Source organism: Caproiciproducens faecalis (assembly GCF_019448085.1).
Taxonomy (GTDB): domain Bacteria; phylum Bacillota; class Clostridia; order Oscillospirales; family Acutalibacteraceae; genus Caproiciproducens; species Caproiciproducens faecalis.
On the sequence record NZ_JAGFNZ010000001.1, the window covers coordinates 1 to 17,247 of the forward strand.

Sequence of the window (17,247 nt, forward strand, 5' to 3'; positions counted from 1 at the left end):
CGAACACGGAAGTTAAGCTCACTGGTGCCGAAGATACTTGGCTGGCAACGGCCCGGGACAATAGGAAGGTGCCAACACAAATATTCCTCAATAGCTCAGCCGGTAGAGCATGCGGCTGTTAACCGCAGGGTCGTTGGTTCGAGTCCAACTTGGGGAGCCAGAAAGCCGTCCGTGAAACCGGACGGTATTTTTTTGTCTGGCAGGACTCGAACAGGGCGTTAAGAAAACAGTCCTGTGTACTGTTTTTAGCCCGCGGCCCGCAGGGCGAGTCCAACTTGGGGAGCCAGAAAATCACTTATCGAAAGATGAGTGATTTTTTTGTATTATTCTGCAGCATTTTCAGATCCTGCCGGATTTTCAACCGCATGGTCGCTTTTGGGGGAAAACTTTTAAAACATTCGATGGAACATTCTTAAAATCCTCGATGACTGCAAGTAAATGGGAAAAGGCGGGATCAAAAACGGCGTATCTTCCACATTGATTATAAATTATCAAACTGTCCCCGTAAAACTTGACAGATATCACTCGCATCCCTATAATGAGGGTACAAGAATATAAAATATTGCTGGTACGGACGGACCTACCCAAACGAACAACTGATTTAGAAAGGTAATATGCTGATGAATTATACTCATATCGTTTTTGATGTTGACGGAACTTTACTCGACAGTGAGGATACGGTTCTTCTCTCTTTTCAAAAAATGCTTTTTATCATACAGGGTAAGATGTATCCGTTGGAGGAGCTTCGCTTCTGCCTCGGAATTCCCGGGCATGACACACTGGAAAAGATGAAAGTGGAACCGCTTGAAGATGCTTTCCGTATGTGGGGCGAATTCGAGCAGGAATTTTCTTATACGATGAAACTGTTTAAAGAAATTCCTTCGGTGCTTCTGCAGCTGAAGAAGAACGGAATTGAGATGGGAATTATTACTTCACGCACGCGGGAAGAGTTTGAGGCCGTGGTTACTCCGTTCGGCGCCAACCATTATTTTAAACATATTATCTGCGCGGAGGACTCGCCCGGCCACAAGCCGGATCCCGCGCCGATGCTCAGGTATCTGGAGCTTACCGGAGCAAAAAAGGATAGGGTACTGTATATCGGAGATTCTATTTATGACTGCAGATGCGCACAGGGGGCGGGCGTAGATTTCGCGCTGGCTTTGTGGGGCTGCCGTTCTCCGGAGGGAATCTGCCCGGAGCATGCTTTGAAAAATCCGCAGGACATTTTTTCTTTATAAATGATAAAATATGAAATTTAGTCAGGAAAGTGCTGGTGTAGATATGATTGGAATTATCGGTGCCATGTCGGTGGAAGTGGAAAACCTAATTGCGGTAATGACGGATAAAAGTACGCAGACAATCAGTGAAGTGGTTTATTATTCCGGAAAAATAGAAAATATTGACTGCGTTGTCGCCAAATGCGGAGTTGGGAAGGTCGCATCCGCGATTTGTGCGCAGACAATGATCCTGAATTATCACCCCGGCGCGGTAATCAATGTTGGCGTTGCGGGCGGTATCGGTGAGAATATTCATATCGGCGACATTGTCGTTTCCAGCGGTCTGGTGCAGCACGACATGGATACCACCGCTATTGGGGACGAAAAAGGGCTGATTAGCGGACTGAATATTGTCATCGTCCCTGCGAGCAGCAGGCTGGTCGATTTGGTTGTTTCAACGGCAAAGCAGATTTACGGTCAAGGCGTGCATGTCGGGGTCATTGCGACGGGTGACCAGTTCATCAGCAGCGGCGACAGGCTGAAGGAAATCGCGCGGGAATTCGGCGCTTCCGCGTGTGAAATGGAAGGCGGAAGCATTGCGCAGGTTTGCTACATCAACCATGTGGATTTTGTGGTGATCCGCGCAATTTCAGACAACGCCAACGAGGCGGCGAACATTGATTTTGCCGCTTTTGCGATTTCCTCCGCGCATAAGACCGCGGAACTGATTATGAAAATATTGCCCTCCATCTAAAAAGGAGTGTAAGACATGAAGATGATCGACGTGTCGCGTGAGCTTTTTTCCACACCGGTCTACCCGGGGGATCCGGAGCCTTACCGTGATCCTGTGCGCCGGATGGAGCTGGGGGACGTCTGCAATCTTTCAGGTTTTTACACGGGGTGCCACAGCGCCACCCACGTTGATGCACCGCGTCATTTTATAGAGGACGGCGATACCATCGATCAGATCGACCCGGCGCGTCTGATCGGCTCCTGTACCGTTGTAGAGGCACGCGGCGTCATCACCGGCTCTGACATTGACGAGATCGTACCTTGTGCTCAGAAAATGATTTTGTTTAAGGGGCAGGCATTTCTTTCCCAGAGCGCCGCATTTGCGCTGACGGCTGCGGGTGTTACTTTGGTGGGTACGGACGCACTCAGCATTGAAACAGACAAAGACGATGCTTTTCCCGCACATAAAGAACTGCTGGGAGCGGGTGTACTGATTCTGGAGGGACTGGAGCTTTCAGAAGTGGAACCCGGTGATTACCGGCTGATTGCTCTTCCGCTTCTTCTGGGCGGAGCAGAGGCTTCTCCGGTAAGGGCGGTTCTGATTAGTGAAGAGAAGCTCGATTTTGACAGGTCATAAATAAAACAGGGAGGAAATCGATTTCGATTTCCTCCCTGTTAATTTTTTCTGGCTAATAATATCGGAAGACGGCGACGACTTTTCCCAGAATCAAAACATCCCTGGTATAAATCGGCTGGTAGTCCGGGTTTTCCGGCTGAAGGCGGATTCTGTCCTTTTCGCGGAACAGACGCTTTACCGTTGCTTCGTCTTCAATCAGGGCAACCACGATTTCTCCGTCAAGCGCGGTTGGAGTTTTCAGAGCAACCACGATATCTCCGTTGAGGATACCGGCGTCCTTCATACTTTCGCCGCGTACGTTCAGCGCAAAATATTCCTCGCCGGTGTAATGGATGGGTGCGAAGGGAACATATCCCTCGACTTCCTCAACAGCCAGAATCGGCTGACCGGCGGCAACCTTTCCCACGATGGGAACCTGTATGGTGCTCTGCTCCCCTGCAAGATGAATTGCGCGGTTCAGACCCGCGTCACGGCTGATATAACCGGCGCGTTCCAACGTTTTCAGGTGAGCGTGTACGCTGGAGGTTGACTTCAGCCCGGTTGCGCTGCAGATTTCGCGCACAGTCGGCGGAAGCCCGTTTTCGGCCCGGCTTTTTAAATAATCGTATACTTTTTGCTGGCTTTTGGTTAACATTCCGCAGCCCTCCCGTGTGTTTGGCTTTTATAGACATTATACCACATTTTTTCAAAAAATCAAACAAATGTTTGGGATATTAAAAATTCATAAGATATTCATAGCTATGTAACAACTGAATTCCGCCACGCGATATAATAAAGACGTAATCAAGGATATGGAGCCGCACCATTACTTGATACATGTTCTACCCTCCTCAATATACCCCTCAAGCTAATGAAAAAGGACCCAGTCGAGTTGGATTGGGTCTTTTTTCTTTTTTATATTTTTCTCATAAAAATGTCATACGCCGAATATAACGTTTCATTTGTGGCCAAAATATATTCGGAGGTGGCACGAATGAGTAATTTACATCTGTTAAACAACAAATCACAAAAGAATAACTCCAAGGGATTTTATATTGCGCTTGGTGTGTGCTTAATTGCGGTTGGTGTTGCGGCCTGGACTACCTATGACAGTGTGGTCAACTATGCGGCTCCCGATGAGGGAACGACAAGCAGTGCACAGGCACAGCATACAAATGAAACGGTAAGCGGAATCAAGGTGATCGCAGGGGAGACTTCTTCCACCGCAGAACCCGCCCAGTCGGAACCGGCAAAGGAAGAGCCTTCTCAGGCGCCGTCCGCTCCGCCGTCATCCGCAGTTCCGGCCAAACAGACCACGGCCAGCGTTCTGACCTTTACCAGTCCGGTTGAAAAAACCGTGGCGCTGAAATTCAGCGGCGAAAACCCTGTTTTTTCCACGACGATGAAGGACTGGCGTGTGCATAACGGCACTGATTTCAGCGCTAAGACGGGCACCGCCGTAAAAGCGATTGCAGACGGTACGGTCAAAAATGTTTATACGGATGACCTTTACGGCGTAACGGCGGTCATTCTGCACGGCAGCTACGAGACGTATTACTGCGGTCTGGACGCTGTGAGCGTTAAAAAGGGCGCGGCAGTCAAACAGGGCCAGCAAATCGGCACGGTCGGAACGATTCCGTGTGAAAGCGCAGATGCCGCTCATCTGCATCTTTCCATGAAAAAGGCCGGAAAGTATGTTGATCCCCTTTCTGTCATAAAATAACTTGCCCCCGAACCCTTACGATTAGGGGCGAAAGAAGGCTGCAGAACAAATGGCTTCTGCAGCTTTTTTATTTTATCTCAGTTTTGAGATTTGTAAAATCCGACATTTTGTGATATTATGATAGCGGAAGTGATAGATCTTACAAAAAATGTCGAAATTTTATTTAACACTTTGTTAATGATTTATACACTTTCTGTTACCATAACAGTAATCGATTCCAACTATACTAAGGATGGTTGGAAAATACGAAATTCGGAAGGGAGGCACAGTATTGAAAGACAGGAACACAACCCTCGTGTGCGTAACGGGTCAGCGTGACTGTGACAGACTGATTCGGGCCGGCAAAAAAATTGCCGAAGAGAGTTCCACTTCTTTACAGGTACTTTGTGTGCAGCCAACCTCTGCGGGATTTGAAACCAGCTGTGAAGAGCTCGAATATCTGCGTCAGACTGCGCGTGACGCACAAGCGGAAATGACCGTTTATTTTAATGACGAAGCGGCATTAATCGCTGTAGGGTTTGTAAAACAAATCGGTGCAATCCATATTGTAACAGGAATGGCGGAAGCACCGGTTAACGGATTTGTAGAAATGATTCACAGGCTTTTGCCCAAGATTCCGATCTCAATGGTGGCAAAAGAAGGAACGATTTATAATATTTGTCCCTCGGGCAAAAAACAGCAGACGGTTAAACTTTTAGTCCAGAATTAGTACATAGACGGGTGCCGGGGCTCTTGCTCCGGCGCTCTTTTTTGTCTGTTTCTATGGACTGTTTCCGTTCGGAACGGCTTTGGGGACTAGAAAAGGCTTGCAAATTGTTACAAAAATGTTTATTATTATAAATACATTTGTTATTTTGAATTGCAGGGTGATTGTTTGTATAAGGCATGTATTTTTGATTTGGACGGAACGCTGGCAAATACGCTCGCTTCCATCGCCAATTTCGCGAATACCGCAATGGAACAGTGCGGCTACAAGCCGATTGAGGTGGAAAAATACAAGTATCTTGTCGGGAACGGGACGGACAGGCTGATGCACGCCATGCTGGACACTGCGCTGGGAGCTCAGGCCTACACAGAGGACGACATCCTCAAAATGAGGCGGATCTACGATGATCTGTATGAAAGTGATCCTACCCGCCTTGTTACGAACTACAGCGGGATGCATGAGACGCTGGAAAAGCTGAAAGCCGAGGGAATCCGTATGGCGGTGCTTTCCAACAAGCCGCACAACTGCACCACCGCGATTATTGACGCGCTGTTTCCACAGGGAACCTTTGACCTGTGCTACGGTCAGCGGCAGGAGGTAGCGCGCAAGCCTTCCCCGGAAGGCGCTCTGCTGATTGCGGACGAGCTTTCTGTCCGCCCGGAAAACATCCTCTATATTGGGGACACCAACACGGATATGAAAACTGGTGCCGCCGCGGGTATGGATACGGTGGGCGTGCTCTGGGGCTTCCGGACTGAAGAGGAATTAAAGGAAAATAATGCGAATTATATTGTTGACAGACCGGAACAAATTTATGATATTGTTGCTGGCCGCATGAGGTGACCGATGAAGTGGCTGATAAATCTTCTTAAGACTGAGCACCGGCTTGGATTCCGGGTAGTCAAAACGGGCATCGCCGTTACCTTGTGCGTGGTGGTTTCTGTTTTTTTAAAGCTGGACGAGCCTTTTTTTGCCGTAATCGCCGCCGTTGTGACAATGGGGAAATCCATTGACGCGTCCATTAAAATGGGAAAAAACAAGCTGATCGGCGTATTGATCGGCGCTGCGGTCGGGTATGGTTTTGTCATGGTTTCGCCGGGAAACGCCGGACTCTGCGGAGTGGGGATTATCCTTACTCTGTATCTCTGCCATCTGTTTAAGCTGTATGGAGCCGCGACCCTGTCCTGCTTTGTGTTTGCCGCCATGATGTTTCAGGTCGGCACCGCTTTTAACTGTATTGCGGGCAGTGTGATCGGTATTGTGATTGCAATTCTTGTCAATCTGGTAATCATGCCGCCGAACTATGCGGAAGAAATCAAAAAATCTTTTGTTCAGCTGTGCGCTCAGGTGGAGCAGGCGATGGAGAACGCCGCTTCGTTCTGGCAGATTGACACCTGCGCGGTGGACAGCGCGATTCAGAAGCTGAGTTACAATGTCAAAATGTATATTGCGCAGGCAAAATTTCTGCGTTGGAACGATGATGAGGTTTTTGCAATTTCCTGTAAGATTTCCACTTATAAGATGATTCTGGACGAGCTCAAGGCACTGGAAGTCATGGAGCTGACGGAAGAGTCCGTAAAGTCCGGCGGGGAAGCGGAAATCGTTTACCGCTACCATATGGATCGAATGCAGAAGCTTTACGAACACGCACTTTCCGAAACGGAGGAAGCCAAATAAAAAAATGACCTGGAAAGGTCATTTTTTTATTGCCTATTTGATTGTTTTTGCCGCCGCGGTCATCAGTGCGGAAGCAACCTGCCCGGCGGAACTCATGCCGCTTTTTGAATTTTCCACCACGACCGCAAACGCAAGCGGCGTTTTTTCATTGGAGGAGAATCCGACCATCCAGCCGTTCGGCTTTTTTCCTCCGCCCACTTCCGCCGTACCGGTTTTGGCACAGACGGCAAGGCCGGGGAAGAGTCCGTCTCCGTAATAGCTGGTCACATTGTAGCGCATATACGCTTTCAGTTTTTCGGCGGTTTCCGCTTTGAGAAGCCGGCTATCCGTCTGGGTGTGCCCGCTGCGGACGGTCAGGCCGAACGGAGCCGTAATGCTGCCGATCATATACGGTCTGACCGGTACGCCGTCGTTCGCGATGGCACCCATCATCACCATCATGTGGAACGGATTGGTCAGGTCGGTGTACTGCCCGACACCGGACCAGCCCAGCTCGTTCGGCTGCGCGCCGTCCACCTTGTAAATGCTTTTGCTGGTGGAGATCCCGTCCAGGTCAAAGCTGCGGTTAAAGCCCATGGAATTTGCCATGGCGGTCATTTTGTCCGCGCCGAGCTCGATGGCAATCTGCGCAAATGCAACGTTGGAAGATTTCGCCAGCGCGTTTTTAAAGTTGAGCTTTCCGTAGGAGGCGACGTCGGTAATCTTATTGCCGTTGATGGTAACGCTGCCGTTGCATTCCCAGGAGCGGCTGTCCAGATCGGCAATATTTTCAATTGCCGCGGCGGAGGTCACCAGCTTGAAGATGGAGCCGGGGGTATAGGAGGAGGAGAGCACACGGTCAAGATAGACCCCGTCGTATTTTCCGGTTTTATCCGTGTCCAGATCCTTTGGCGGATTGGAAGGATCAAAATTCGGTGTGCTGACCGAGCAGAGCATTTCTCCGGTTTTATAGTTGTAGATGGCGACCGCTCCGCTGCTGCTGCCCAGTTTCTGCAGCGCAAGCTTGCAGAGCGTGCTGTCCAGTGTCAGCCTGATGTCGCTGCCTCCGCTTTTCCCGGTTGGGGTGGCCAGCCCGGTGATGAGATTGTACCCTGAAAGCTCGGAGCGGTAATTGTACTGAATGCCGGTGGAGATATAGCCGTTGCTGTCGCCTACGGTGTGGAGCATCGCGCGGCGGACGGTTTCATCATTATTGTATACCCGTTTGCCATTTTCGCTCTTGGCAAGCACAACATTGTTCCGGTCAAGGATTTTTCCGCTGTTGGCAAGCTGGCCGCCGGTGGTCAAATGCTTGTTAAACGGCTGCATGGCCCAGTTGCCGCCCTCTGTGACGATCCCGTACAGGAATACGCCAAGACCGAAAAGAAAAGCCATGCCCAGAATATAAAGAATTAAAGAACGGGAACCCGTTGTTTTCATCAGCTTTTCCTCCTTGCCGCGTAGGTGCGCTCATCGCTCGCCTTGATGAAGGCCAGCAGCCCCCAGACTGCCACCATACTGGAGCCGCCCATGCTGATAAAGGGCAGGGTGACGCCGGTCATAGGCAGAACATCCGTCGCGCCAAAGACATTCAGACAGGTCTGGAACAAAAGCATGCCGCCCGCGGCGCAGGATGAGATGGAGTAGAAGGTGGAGCGGCTGCGCGTAACGTCCGAACGCGCGTAGAACATCAGGAAGGCAAGCGTCAGCACGATGATGACTGCCAGAAGCATGCCCAGTTCCTCACAGACCATACCGAAAACAAGGTCGCTGGTGGACGCGAACACACTTTTCAGGGAACCGTTTCCGATTCCCAGTCCGAACAGCCCGCCGCTGGCGGAGTAGCTCAGCACGCGCGTCTGCTGGTAGCCGGATTCGTTCACATGCTCCCAGACATGTCGCCATGCCTCAAAGCGCTGCGCGACATAGGGCTTGAACTTCAGAATCAGGAACGCGCCGAATACCGCCACCGCGCAGATCAGCGCGATGGTGCGCACGCTTCCGGAACGCATGAAGGCAATAATAAGAAAAGTGACGAAAAAGACACAGGCAGTGCCGAAGTCGCGCATCAGAAACAGCGAGCCCATGCACACGGCGGAAAACCCGATAAACCCCGTCAGGTTTTTTGCCGTCTGAAGTCTGTCCAGTGTGGAAGTGCCGACAAAGACAAAGGCGATTTTAATAAATTCCGACGGCTGTATGCTGACGGGCCCCAGGCTGATCCAGTTCCGGGAGCCGTTGTGCTCCCGGGCAAGAACCAGATTGGCGGCAAAAAGCAGCACGGCTAGAATTCCGATTGCCAAACGCCAGCGCATGACCCTGTCCAGATCGCTGAGAAACCAGATCATGGTACAGAACAAAAGAATGCCGCCGAAAAGCGCGCCGAGCTGAAGGTAGGTGTTTTCCACTCCGGTACCGGAAATCAGAAGAATACCGATGCTGCTCAGCAGGAACGCGATGGTCTCCAGCTCAAAGCTGACATGTCCCAGTCCCTTCATGGAAAACAGGTACAGCAGCCATTCCATTGCGAAGATTGCACCGAACGGCACAGCGGGAAGATAACTGAATTTCCCGCCCCCAAAGCATGCCTGTATACACAGAAGCAGCTGCACAAAGGTCGTGGCGGCCAAAAGTCCGGCCGGCGACGCGGCGTGCCGAACCGTGCGCTTGGGCTTTTTGCTGTTTTTGACATCGCTTGTCCGCTTCAGCATCAGCGCGGTGGAGCCCATGGCAATCGAGTCCCCCGGCAGGATCTGCATTTTGTCCTTGACTTTGGTGCCGTTGACAAAGGTGCCGGATTTTGACCCCGTGTCTGTGACAATCCAGCCGCTTTCCCGGCGCATCAGGACGGCGTGGTCGCGGCTGACGGTGGGATCCTGCAGAACAATGTCGCAGCTTTTGCTGCGGCCGATGGAATTTTCCCAGTACAGTACGGGAATTGCTTCATGTGACACCATGTCTTCCAAAATCACAACGGGGTCTTCCCGTCTGCGGCCGCGTTTCATGGACGTAAAAGATCTCCAGATGACGATGATCGAAATCAGCGGGACGATGATTCTGAAAATATATAGAATCAGTTGAATGATATTTTGGACAACAGGATTGTTCAGCGTCAAAAAAACGCCTCCTTCCGTTTTGTGGGGGAAAACCCCTTTGTATCCAGATAAGAATAGTATTTACTGCTATATTATACAATTATTTATTGGCAAAGTAAACGGAGGGAACACAGTGTCCCCTCCGCGGTTTTGGCTGTCTATTCCGTTATTCCCAGTTCGCCCATGAATTTCAGGAGCCCTGCTTCAAAGTTGACGCCGTACCGGGGGTCGGTTCCGGCTTCTCTGGTTCGCCGGATGCAGCCCGCCGTAAAGTCGGCGGCGATCTGCAGAGCAATTTCCAGATTTTTTCCGTTCAGCAGACCGGACAGAAGGGAACTTGCAAAAATGTCGCCCGTTCCGTAATAATGTCCGTGAATTTTTTGGGAAAATGCGTAGCTGACTTTGTCCGTGCTGCGGTTGTAGCCCGCCGCGCCCAGAAGGTCGGGGCTGAACCAGACCCCGGTGATGACGACCTGACGCGGGCCCAGTCCGCTTAAGCGCCGCAGCAGGTTTTCCACATAATCGCGGGTATAGGGCCCTTCGTGGTATTTTTCACCCAAAAGAAACGCCGCTTCCGTAAAATTCGGTATAATCAGGTCGGCCTTTTTGCACAGGTTTACCATTCCCTCCGCCATCCGGGGAGTGATCGTCTGGTAAAGCCTGCCGCCGTCCGCCATGACAGGGTCAACCATAATAAAGGTTTCCTCTGTTTTAAACGCGTCAAAAAAATCCGATACAATGGAAATTTGTTCATACGACCCCAAAAAGCCGCTGTAAAGCGCTTCAAAGCTCAGGCCGAGCTGCTTCCACTGTTTCTCGAACCCGGGCATGTCGTCTGTCAGATCGCGGTAGGTAAAGCCCTCAAGATCCCCCGTATGAGAGGAAAGCACGGCGGTCGGGACGGGACAGACCTCGATTCCTGCGGCAGAAAGAATAGGGAGTGCAACCGTTAGGGAGCATTTTCCAAATCCTGAAAGGTCGTGAATCGCTGCGATCCTTTTTTGTTTGTTCATTCTATCACCTCACAAGTATTACATTAATCATATGGAATTTCGGGGTGAAAAATGTAAAAATCCCGGCAATTAAATTTTATTGGCGATCTCGCCGGCATGTTTGTAGATACTTCTTGCGGGAATGAATCCGCGTACCATGGAGAGGGGGTAGACGGTACTGTCCTTTCCCACAACGGTGCCGGGGTTCAGTACGGAGTTGCAGCCCACTTCCACGCGGTCGCCCAGCATGGCGCCGATCTTTTTCAGCCCGGTTTCCACCCGGTCGCCGTCGGCGCTGATGACGACGGGCGTCTTGTCGGATTTAATGTTGGAGGTAATCGAGCCCGCGCCCATGTGGGATTTGTAGCCAAGAATCGAATCCCCCACATAGTTGTAGTGCGGTACCTGAACTCCGTCAAAAAGAATGACGTTTTTCAGCTCTGTGGAGTTGCCCACCACACAGCCCGCGCCTACCAAAGCGTTGCCGCGGATAAACGCGCACTGCCTGACTTCGGTGTTCGGCCCGATAATGGCGGGGCCGTTGATGTAGGCGGAATCAAATACCCTTGCGGTCTTCGCAATCCATACGTCATCGCCGCGCCGGTCGTATTCCTCCGGGGAAAGAGCGGCGCCAAGCTTTACAATAAACTCGCCGATTTTCGGAAGCGCTTCCCATGGGTAAGTCAGTTTATCAAGCAGCGGGGCCGCTGCTGTGTGAGTCAGGTCATACAGACCATGAATGGATATTTTGTCAGTCATTATAAAATGCTCCTTCGTCTCTATTATTACATCCATTATATTTTGATTTAGAGACAAGGTCAATCGTACAAGGTCATTTTATGAGCTTTTTTATTTTCAGCAAATCGCCGGTCTGCAAACCGCGGCCGCTTTTGTCCGCAAGGCTGTCGTCACTGATTTTCGCCGCTTCCAGGTATGGCCCGGAAAGGGTTGGAGTCCCTCCCACTTCGGTTTGCGTAAAGTATTCGTACAGCAGGCGGCAGTCGTAGTCCGTTATGGTGCCGGAGCCGTCCAGGTCACCGGGAATGACCGCGGTGCAGGCGCTGACCGTTTTTCCGTCCTTCATTACGACGACGGTGTGACCCGTACCGATAGTTCCGCTTTTTATTTCTTTTTGATTACTGGAAAAAACACGAAGGTTTTGGTTCAGGCCGTTCGCGTCGAGTTCGCTTTGCAGGCCTTCCACAGTCACGGGGCCGGGGTAATCGTAGTTTTCGATTTTGGACGGTAAATCCGCGGGCATCTCATTCACGGAGGAAGATGTGGGAGCGGAGGATTCCGGAGCAGAAGATTCCGGAGCGGAAGAAGCCGGGGCTTCTGGTTCGGAAGAGCTTGGTTCCGGGTCAGGTGCCTGCGGGCTGATGACGCCGTTGTTGTGCGCTGCATCAAAAAGAAACGCCGCTGCGGGGGTGCCCGCATTGATCTGCTCCCCGGCGGGGACGGTGACAAGAGTTACCCTGTCCCGGTCGTCCGCACTGAAATCCCGTGAAAAGTCACAGCGGACATTCAGCACCTGATTGAGGATGCACTTTCCGGTGCTTAAATCCAGACGCCCAATCAGCGCACAGTTTTCCGTGACAGGGGAGTTTCCGGCCAGATACAGGTAATTCCCGCACAGGCAGGCGGCCTCGTAGGCAAACTTAATGGAGGTTGGTCCGCGGACGGAGCTGTAATCAAGCTTTCCGCCGCTGTCAAGAAGGGCGGCCTTCGTGCTGGATAATGAATCCGTACTGATTAAAACGAACCCGGTTCCCGGTCTGTGAAAAAACTGCTGCCTGTCCGCATAGTACAAACTGGGTTCAACAGCGCTGATGTCAGGGTAATCCTCCGCATAGCAGGCAACGGTCAATGGCACCAGTATTGCCGCGCACAGGCATACCAAGCCGAAAATCATCCGTCTTAGCCGCCGAATTTTCATATTTCTACACTCCTCGACAAATTTATTTCTTAAATGCATTATACAAAAGAGAAATACCGAAGAGGAATAATGTGAAAATATTTCAAGAGACTGCGCGTAAAAATAAAACAGGAACCGATATGCACCGGTTCCTGTTTTTGGGGAGGAGTTGTATTGAAAAGGTCGTGACAAATCCTTGCCACAGTCTTGTAAACTATTTTATATTGGATTCATTTCTTTTTCTGTGATTTTATTATAGTACCCGCGTTTCTAAGTGTCAATCAATAGATAATCGATTTGTCAACAATCTCTTTATTGTATAAAACGCAGTTTTTTGCAGTTCATATTTAGTTATTATTGACGATAAATTTTCGTGAATTATCGTAAAATGAATCCTGCAAAATTTATATCGCCGTATTTTACTGCTCCTGAATCCCGGGAATTGTTGGTAAAGAGTCAAAACCGGGCTTCAGATCCTCGTCTGTCGGAATATAATCCGTCATGGTGTGCTCCAGATAGGCGGTATAAGCAGCCATATCAAAGTAGCCGGTTCCGGTCAGCCCGAACAGGATGGTTTTTTCCTCGCCGGTCTCCTTGCATTTGACGGCTTCATCAATCGCGCAGCGGATAGCGTGCGCGCTTTCCGGAGCGGGGAGGATGGTTTCCAGTTTGGCAAACTGTACGGCTGCGTCAAATACCTTGGTCTGTTCCGCGGAGCGCGCCTCGTCAATGTAGCCGTCGTGGTACAGCTTGGAGATAATCGGGGACATGCCGTGGTAGCGCAGGCCGCCCGCGTGGTTCGCCGAGGGAATAAAGCCGCTGCCCAGCGTATACATTTTTGCCAGCGGGGTGACCTTTCCGGTGTCGCAGAAATCATAGGCGTAGCGGCCCCGGGTCAGGGATGGGCAGGAGGCGGGTTCCACCGCGATAAAATACGGATTCTTTTTGCCCAGCAGCTTATCCTGCATGAACGGTGCGATCAGTCCGCCAAGATTGGAACCGCCGCCCGCGCAGCCGATGACAATGTCCGGGTATTCCCCAAGCAGTTCCATCGCTTTTTTGGATTCCAGGCCGATAATCGACTGGTGCAGAAGAACCTGATTCAGCACCGAACCCAAGACATAACGGCGGTTAGGGGTGGAGACCGCTTTTTCAATGGCTTCTGAAATTGCGCAGCCAAGACTGCCGGTAGTATCGGGGTCCATTTCAAGGATTGCGCGGCCTACCTGAGTGGTATCGCTGGGGCTGGCGACCACATTGGCACCGAAGGTCTGGATAATCGCCTTGCGGTACGGCTTCTGGTTGTAGGAGGCCTTTACCATGAAGACATCCAGATCCATTCCGAAATAGGAGCAGGCTTCCGCCAGCGCGGTACCCCACTGACCGGCACCCGTTTCGGTCGTCAGGCCGGTCAGACCCTGTTTCTTTGCGTAGTAAACCTGCGCAACGGCAGAGTTGAGCTTGTGACTGCCGGAGGTATTGCTTCCCTCAAACTTGTAGTAAATCTTTGCCGGGGTATCCAGATACTTTTCAAGAGCATAGGCCCTGCAGAGCGGAGAAGGGCGATAAGCACGGTAGACATCCAGAATTTCTTCCGGAATATCGAAATAAGGGGTGGTACTGTCCATTTCCTGTTTTGCCAGATCTTCGCAGAAAATGGGGTAAAGCTCCTCCGTCTGAATCGGCTTTAAGGTGCCGGGGTTCAGCATCGGGTCGGGCAGGGACTTCATGTCCGCGCGGAGATTGTACCATTGTTTAGGCATCTGCTCCTCGGTTAGAATCAGTCTGTGCGGGATGTTTTTCATGGTGATTCTCCTTTCAGGTAAAAAATATTATGAGCGAAAAGGGTATAAAAAAACGCCCTTGCCCCTAAAACTTAGGGACAAGAGCGATTGCTCCTGCGGTACCACCCAGATTGCGCGAAAGCGCCTCTTTTTCCGCGCACCATCATGCGCGCTCCCTTGGTAACGGGCGGAGTTCCCGTCAGCGGCTACTCGTTCCCTTTCGCGCTGCCCTCGTAAGTCCATTCCGCAGACCCCGCCATACCGCAATCACACCGCCTGCGGCTCTCTGAAAAAGCGCTTTGCCTGTTTACTACTCTTACTCATCGGTTTTTTATCTTGTGCATTATTATATGCGGGTATTTGTCACTTGTCAAGGATTGTTTTTATATTTTGCGAATTTTCAGCGGTATTGTTTTTATACGGGTATAATGTTAAAATAATGGAATTAATAAGGGTGGCTGAATATACGATTTTACGGGGGAGAACATGGAAATTAAAAAGAATGATATAGTAGATATGGAAATAACCGGATATACGGCGGAAGGAAACGGCGTAGGCCGCTATCAGGACATAGCGGTGTTTGTGCCGCTTGCGGCGGCGGGGGATAAGTTGCGCGTAAAAATACTTAAAACGGCCAAAACTTATGCTTTCGGCCGTATTGATAAAATCGTGACCGCGTCCAAAGAGCGCGTACCGATGGACTGTGCCCAGTTTGCACAGTGCGGGGGCTGTGTGTACCGGCACATCGCCTATGGTGCGGAACTGAAGGCGAAGGAGCAGCGTGTGCGTGACGCCATCGAGCGCATCGGCGGATTCCATGATGTGGCGATCAATCAAATTGTCGGCGCAGAAAATCCCGACCGTTACCGCAACAAGACGCAGCTTCCCATTGGCCGGGGCCCCGGAAACGAAGTAAAGCTGGGCTTTTTTGCCAGCCACAGCCACCGGCTTATTCAATGCTCGGAATGTCTTCTGCAGCCCGATGAATTTACAGCGGCTATGGAGGGGTTTCAGGAGTGGGCGCGCCAGAGCGGTGAGGACGTCTACGACGAAGAAACCGGTAAGGGCAGATTAAGACATCTGTACCTGCGTCGTGCGGGTGCAACCGGGGAAGTGATGGTCTGTGTGGTTGTCAACGGCAACGGCGTACACTTTGAACCGGAGCTGGTGGAAATATTAAAGCAGAAAGTCCCGGGGCTGAAAAGCGTGATTATCAATGTCAACCGGGAACGAACCAATGTGGTTCTGGGTAAAAAATGCCGCACCGTTTGGGGCGATGACTATATTACCGATACCCTGTGCAGGCTGAATTTTCATATTTCTCCCATGTCGTTTTATCAGGTCAACCGTGACCAGGCGGAGCGGCTTTATACGCTTGCGGGCGAATATGCGGGACTGACCGGAAAAGAAACCCTGCTTGACCTTTACTGCGGAACCGGAACCATCGGTCTTTCCATGGCTAAAAATGCCGCACAGGTAATCGGCGTGGAAATCGTTGAACAGGCGGTGGAAGACGCAAAAAAGAACGCGGAGCTGAACGGAATCACCAACGCGGAGTTTCTTTGTGCAGACGCCGCCAAGGCCGCGTCCATGCTGAAAAACCGCGGAACCCGCCCCGATGTGGTCGTGCTGGATCCGCCGCGCAAGGGCTGTGACGCTTCCCTGATCGACACCGTCGCGGAAATGGCACCGCAGCGCGTGGTCTATGTCTCCTGCGATCCCGCCACCCTTGCCCGCGATCTGAAGCTGTTCGCGCAGAAGGGCTACGAGCCGAAGATGGTTACTCCCGTAGATATGTTCCCAAGGACGGCACACGTTGAGACTGTGGTTCTGATGACGAAATGTGGTTTGGATGAGTAATGAGGCAGATAACCACTATGATTTGGAATTGGAATGTGATTCCAATGTAGTAAAAAACCAAGGAGAATATTATAAAAGGCGTATAGTGACAGTTTATTAGAAATTATAAGTAATAGCTTAAATGCCAGAAAATCAAGCCGAAGTTTTTCATTCACCACAGAATATAGCGGAGGTAAGAAAATTATGGAAAAAAGATTTGAAAATATTCTGGTCATAAAAAGCAGAAAGAATGAAACCGCCTTTTTGATAATTGCACTGCTATTAATATTAATATCTAGCGGTTTGGTTGGATGTGCAAGTAAAGAAGTTAAAAGTGAAAGCAATTCCCAGGCGTCAATAGTCAAAAACACTAGTACCCCAACGAATAAATTGCCAAGTGAAAATATTACTGATAAACCGGGTACAGAAGTAAACCAGTCAACTCTAACGCCTGAAAGCCATAGTAATAGTTCGCAAGAGCGCAACCTCAGCGATTATTTAAATAGCGTTGATTCAGTAAGGTTTCAGGAAACAGTTTGGCAATTCGCTAAAGCATATTTTTCCTCTGATAAGGATGAAATAAAGAAATATTTAGCAGACGGAGTAAAGCCGGAGGTTTGGAAAGTCAATGCTTATGATAAATTGACCCGCTTAATCTTGAAGTGGAATCCAGAAGAATTATCAAAAGATAAAATAATGGATGTTCAATATGAGTTTTTATTTAAAGGCGATGATTCCTGTATGTATTTAGGAATGGTATTGAAATATCAAAATGATAAGTGGCTGGTTCAAGAGTATTATCTGGAAAAATAGCATTTATTGTAGTTTCGGGTGAATTGCTAACAGGCTAAAAAAGCTTGAGCTTTTAGATGAGTTTTTCGAAAATATGCCCCCGCCAAGGCCTTACCAGCTAAAGCGGCATCTTTTTTGACCGTTCAAGCCATGTTGAGACGGTAGTATTGATGTCAAGAG

Annotated in this window: 16 protein-coding genes and 1 tRNA gene; 10 read left to right on the top strand and 7 right to left on the bottom strand. The window is 50.3% G+C overall.

Features of this window, described 5'->3' with window-relative positions; all coding sequences use genetic code 11:
- Positions 1–84: 84 nt before the first annotated feature.
- The 4 genes from J5W02_RS00005 to J5W02_RS00020 all read left to right on the top strand — a co-directional run bounded on the left by J5W02_RS00005 (position 85) and on the right by J5W02_RS00020 (position 2,586).
- A tRNA-Asn gene (locus J5W02_RS00005) sits at positions 85–160 on the top strand.
- A 460-nt stretch (positions 161–620) separates the two neighbouring features.
- Positions 621–1,238, top strand: coding sequence for an HAD family hydrolase (locus J5W02_RS00010; protein WP_219938333.1), 618 nt, complete (start codon positions 621–623; stop codon positions 1,236–1,238).
- A 10-nt stretch (positions 1,239–1,248) separates the two neighbouring features.
- On the top strand, positions 1,249–1,971 hold the full coding sequence (locus tag J5W02_RS00015; RefSeq protein WP_255575489.1) for a 5'-methylthioadenosine/adenosylhomocysteine nucleosidase: 723 nt from the start codon (positions 1,249–1,251) through the stop codon (positions 1,969–1,971).
- A gap of 15 nt (positions 1,972–1,986) precedes the next feature.
- Positions 1,987–2,586 carry a cyclase family protein gene (locus J5W02_RS00020; protein WP_219938335.1) on the top strand — a complete coding sequence of 200 codons (600 nt, stop codon included), beginning with the start codon at positions 1,987–1,989 and terminating at the stop codon, positions 2,584–2,586.
- Positions 2,587–2,638: 52 nt separating this feature from the next.
- On the opposite strand, the gene lexA is transcribed toward J5W02_RS00020, so the two are convergent.
- On the bottom strand, positions 2,639–3,220 hold the full coding sequence (lexA, locus tag J5W02_RS00025; protein ID WP_219938337.1) for a transcriptional repressor LexA: 582 nt from the start codon (positions 3,218–3,220) through the stop codon (positions 2,639–2,641).
- A gap of 339 nt (positions 3,221–3,559) precedes the next feature.
- Between lexA and J5W02_RS00030 the strand changes: the two genes are divergently transcribed.
- The 4 genes from J5W02_RS00030 (at position 3,560) to J5W02_RS00045 (ending at position 6,671) form a co-directional block, all read left to right on the top strand.
- On the top strand, positions 3,560–4,288 hold the full coding sequence (locus J5W02_RS00030) for a M23 family metallopeptidase (protein WP_219938339.1): 729 nt from the start codon (positions 3,560–3,562) through the stop codon (positions 4,286–4,288).
- Between the two features lie 271 nt (positions 4,289–4,559).
- Positions 4,560–4,997, top strand: coding sequence for an adenine nucleotide alpha hydrolase family protein (locus J5W02_RS00035; RefSeq protein ID WP_255575490.1), 438 nt, complete (start codon positions 4,560–4,562; stop codon positions 4,995–4,997).
- A gap of 165 nt (positions 4,998–5,162) precedes the next feature.
- Entirely contained in the window at positions 5,163–5,837 is a 675-nt protein-coding gene (locus J5W02_RS00040; RefSeq protein ID WP_219938343.1) for an HAD family hydrolase, read from the top strand.
- A gap of 3 nt (positions 5,838–5,840) precedes the next feature.
- On the top strand, positions 5,841–6,671 hold the full coding sequence (locus tag J5W02_RS00045; protein ID WP_219938344.1) for an FUSC family protein: 831 nt from the start codon (positions 5,841–5,843) through the stop codon (positions 6,669–6,671).
- 33 nt (positions 6,672–6,704) lie between these two features.
- Here J5W02_RS00045 and J5W02_RS00050 read toward each other — a convergent pair whose 3' ends face one another.
- The 6 genes from J5W02_RS00050 to J5W02_RS00075 form a co-directional block, all read right to left on the bottom strand.
- Entirely contained in the window at positions 6,705–8,090 is a 1,386-nt protein-coding gene (locus J5W02_RS00050) for a penicillin-binding transpeptidase domain-containing protein (RefSeq protein ID WP_219938346.1), read from the bottom strand.
- A complete protein-coding gene (locus J5W02_RS00055) occupies positions 8,090–9,766 on the bottom strand; it encodes an FtsW/RodA/SpoVE family cell cycle protein (RefSeq protein ID WP_255575491.1) in 1,677 nt (558 codons plus the stop codon). The genes J5W02_RS00050 and J5W02_RS00055 overlap by 1 nt, the downstream gene beginning before the upstream one ends.
- Before the next feature lie 137 nt (positions 9,767–9,903).
- Positions 9,904–10,758: a pyridoxamine kinase gene (locus J5W02_RS00060; protein ID WP_219938348.1), complete on the bottom strand. Its 855-nt coding sequence runs from the start codon at positions 10,756–10,758 to the stop codon at positions 9,904–9,906.
- 69 nt (positions 10,759–10,827) lie between these two features.
- Positions 10,828–11,496: an acyltransferase gene (locus J5W02_RS00065; protein ID WP_219938350.1), complete on the bottom strand. Its 669-nt coding sequence runs from the start codon at positions 11,494–11,496 to the stop codon at positions 10,828–10,830.
- Positions 11,497–11,569: 73 nt separating this feature from the next.
- A complete protein-coding gene (locus J5W02_RS00070) occupies positions 11,570–12,673 on the bottom strand; it encodes a hypothetical protein (RefSeq protein ID WP_219938352.1) in 1,104 nt (367 codons plus the stop codon).
- Positions 12,674–13,071: 398 nt separating this feature from the next.
- Positions 13,072–14,457, bottom strand: coding sequence for a TrpB-like pyridoxal phosphate-dependent enzyme (locus J5W02_RS00075; RefSeq protein WP_219938354.1), 1,386 nt, complete (start codon positions 14,455–14,457; stop codon positions 13,072–13,074).
- A gap of 465 nt (positions 14,458–14,922) precedes the next feature.
- On the opposite strand from J5W02_RS00075, the gene rlmD reads away from it, so the two are divergent.
- Positions 14,923–16,296: a 23S rRNA (uracil(1939)-C(5))-methyltransferase RlmD gene (rlmD, locus tag J5W02_RS00080; RefSeq protein WP_219938356.1), complete on the top strand. Its 1,374-nt coding sequence runs from the start codon at positions 14,923–14,925 to the stop codon at positions 16,294–16,296.
- Between the two features lie 183 nt (positions 16,297–16,479).
- Positions 16,480–17,088, top strand: a complete 609-nt coding sequence (locus J5W02_RS00085; RefSeq protein ID WP_219938358.1) for a hypothetical protein — start codon at positions 16,480–16,482, stop codon at positions 17,086–17,088.
- Positions 17,089–17,247: the final 159 nt, after the last annotated feature.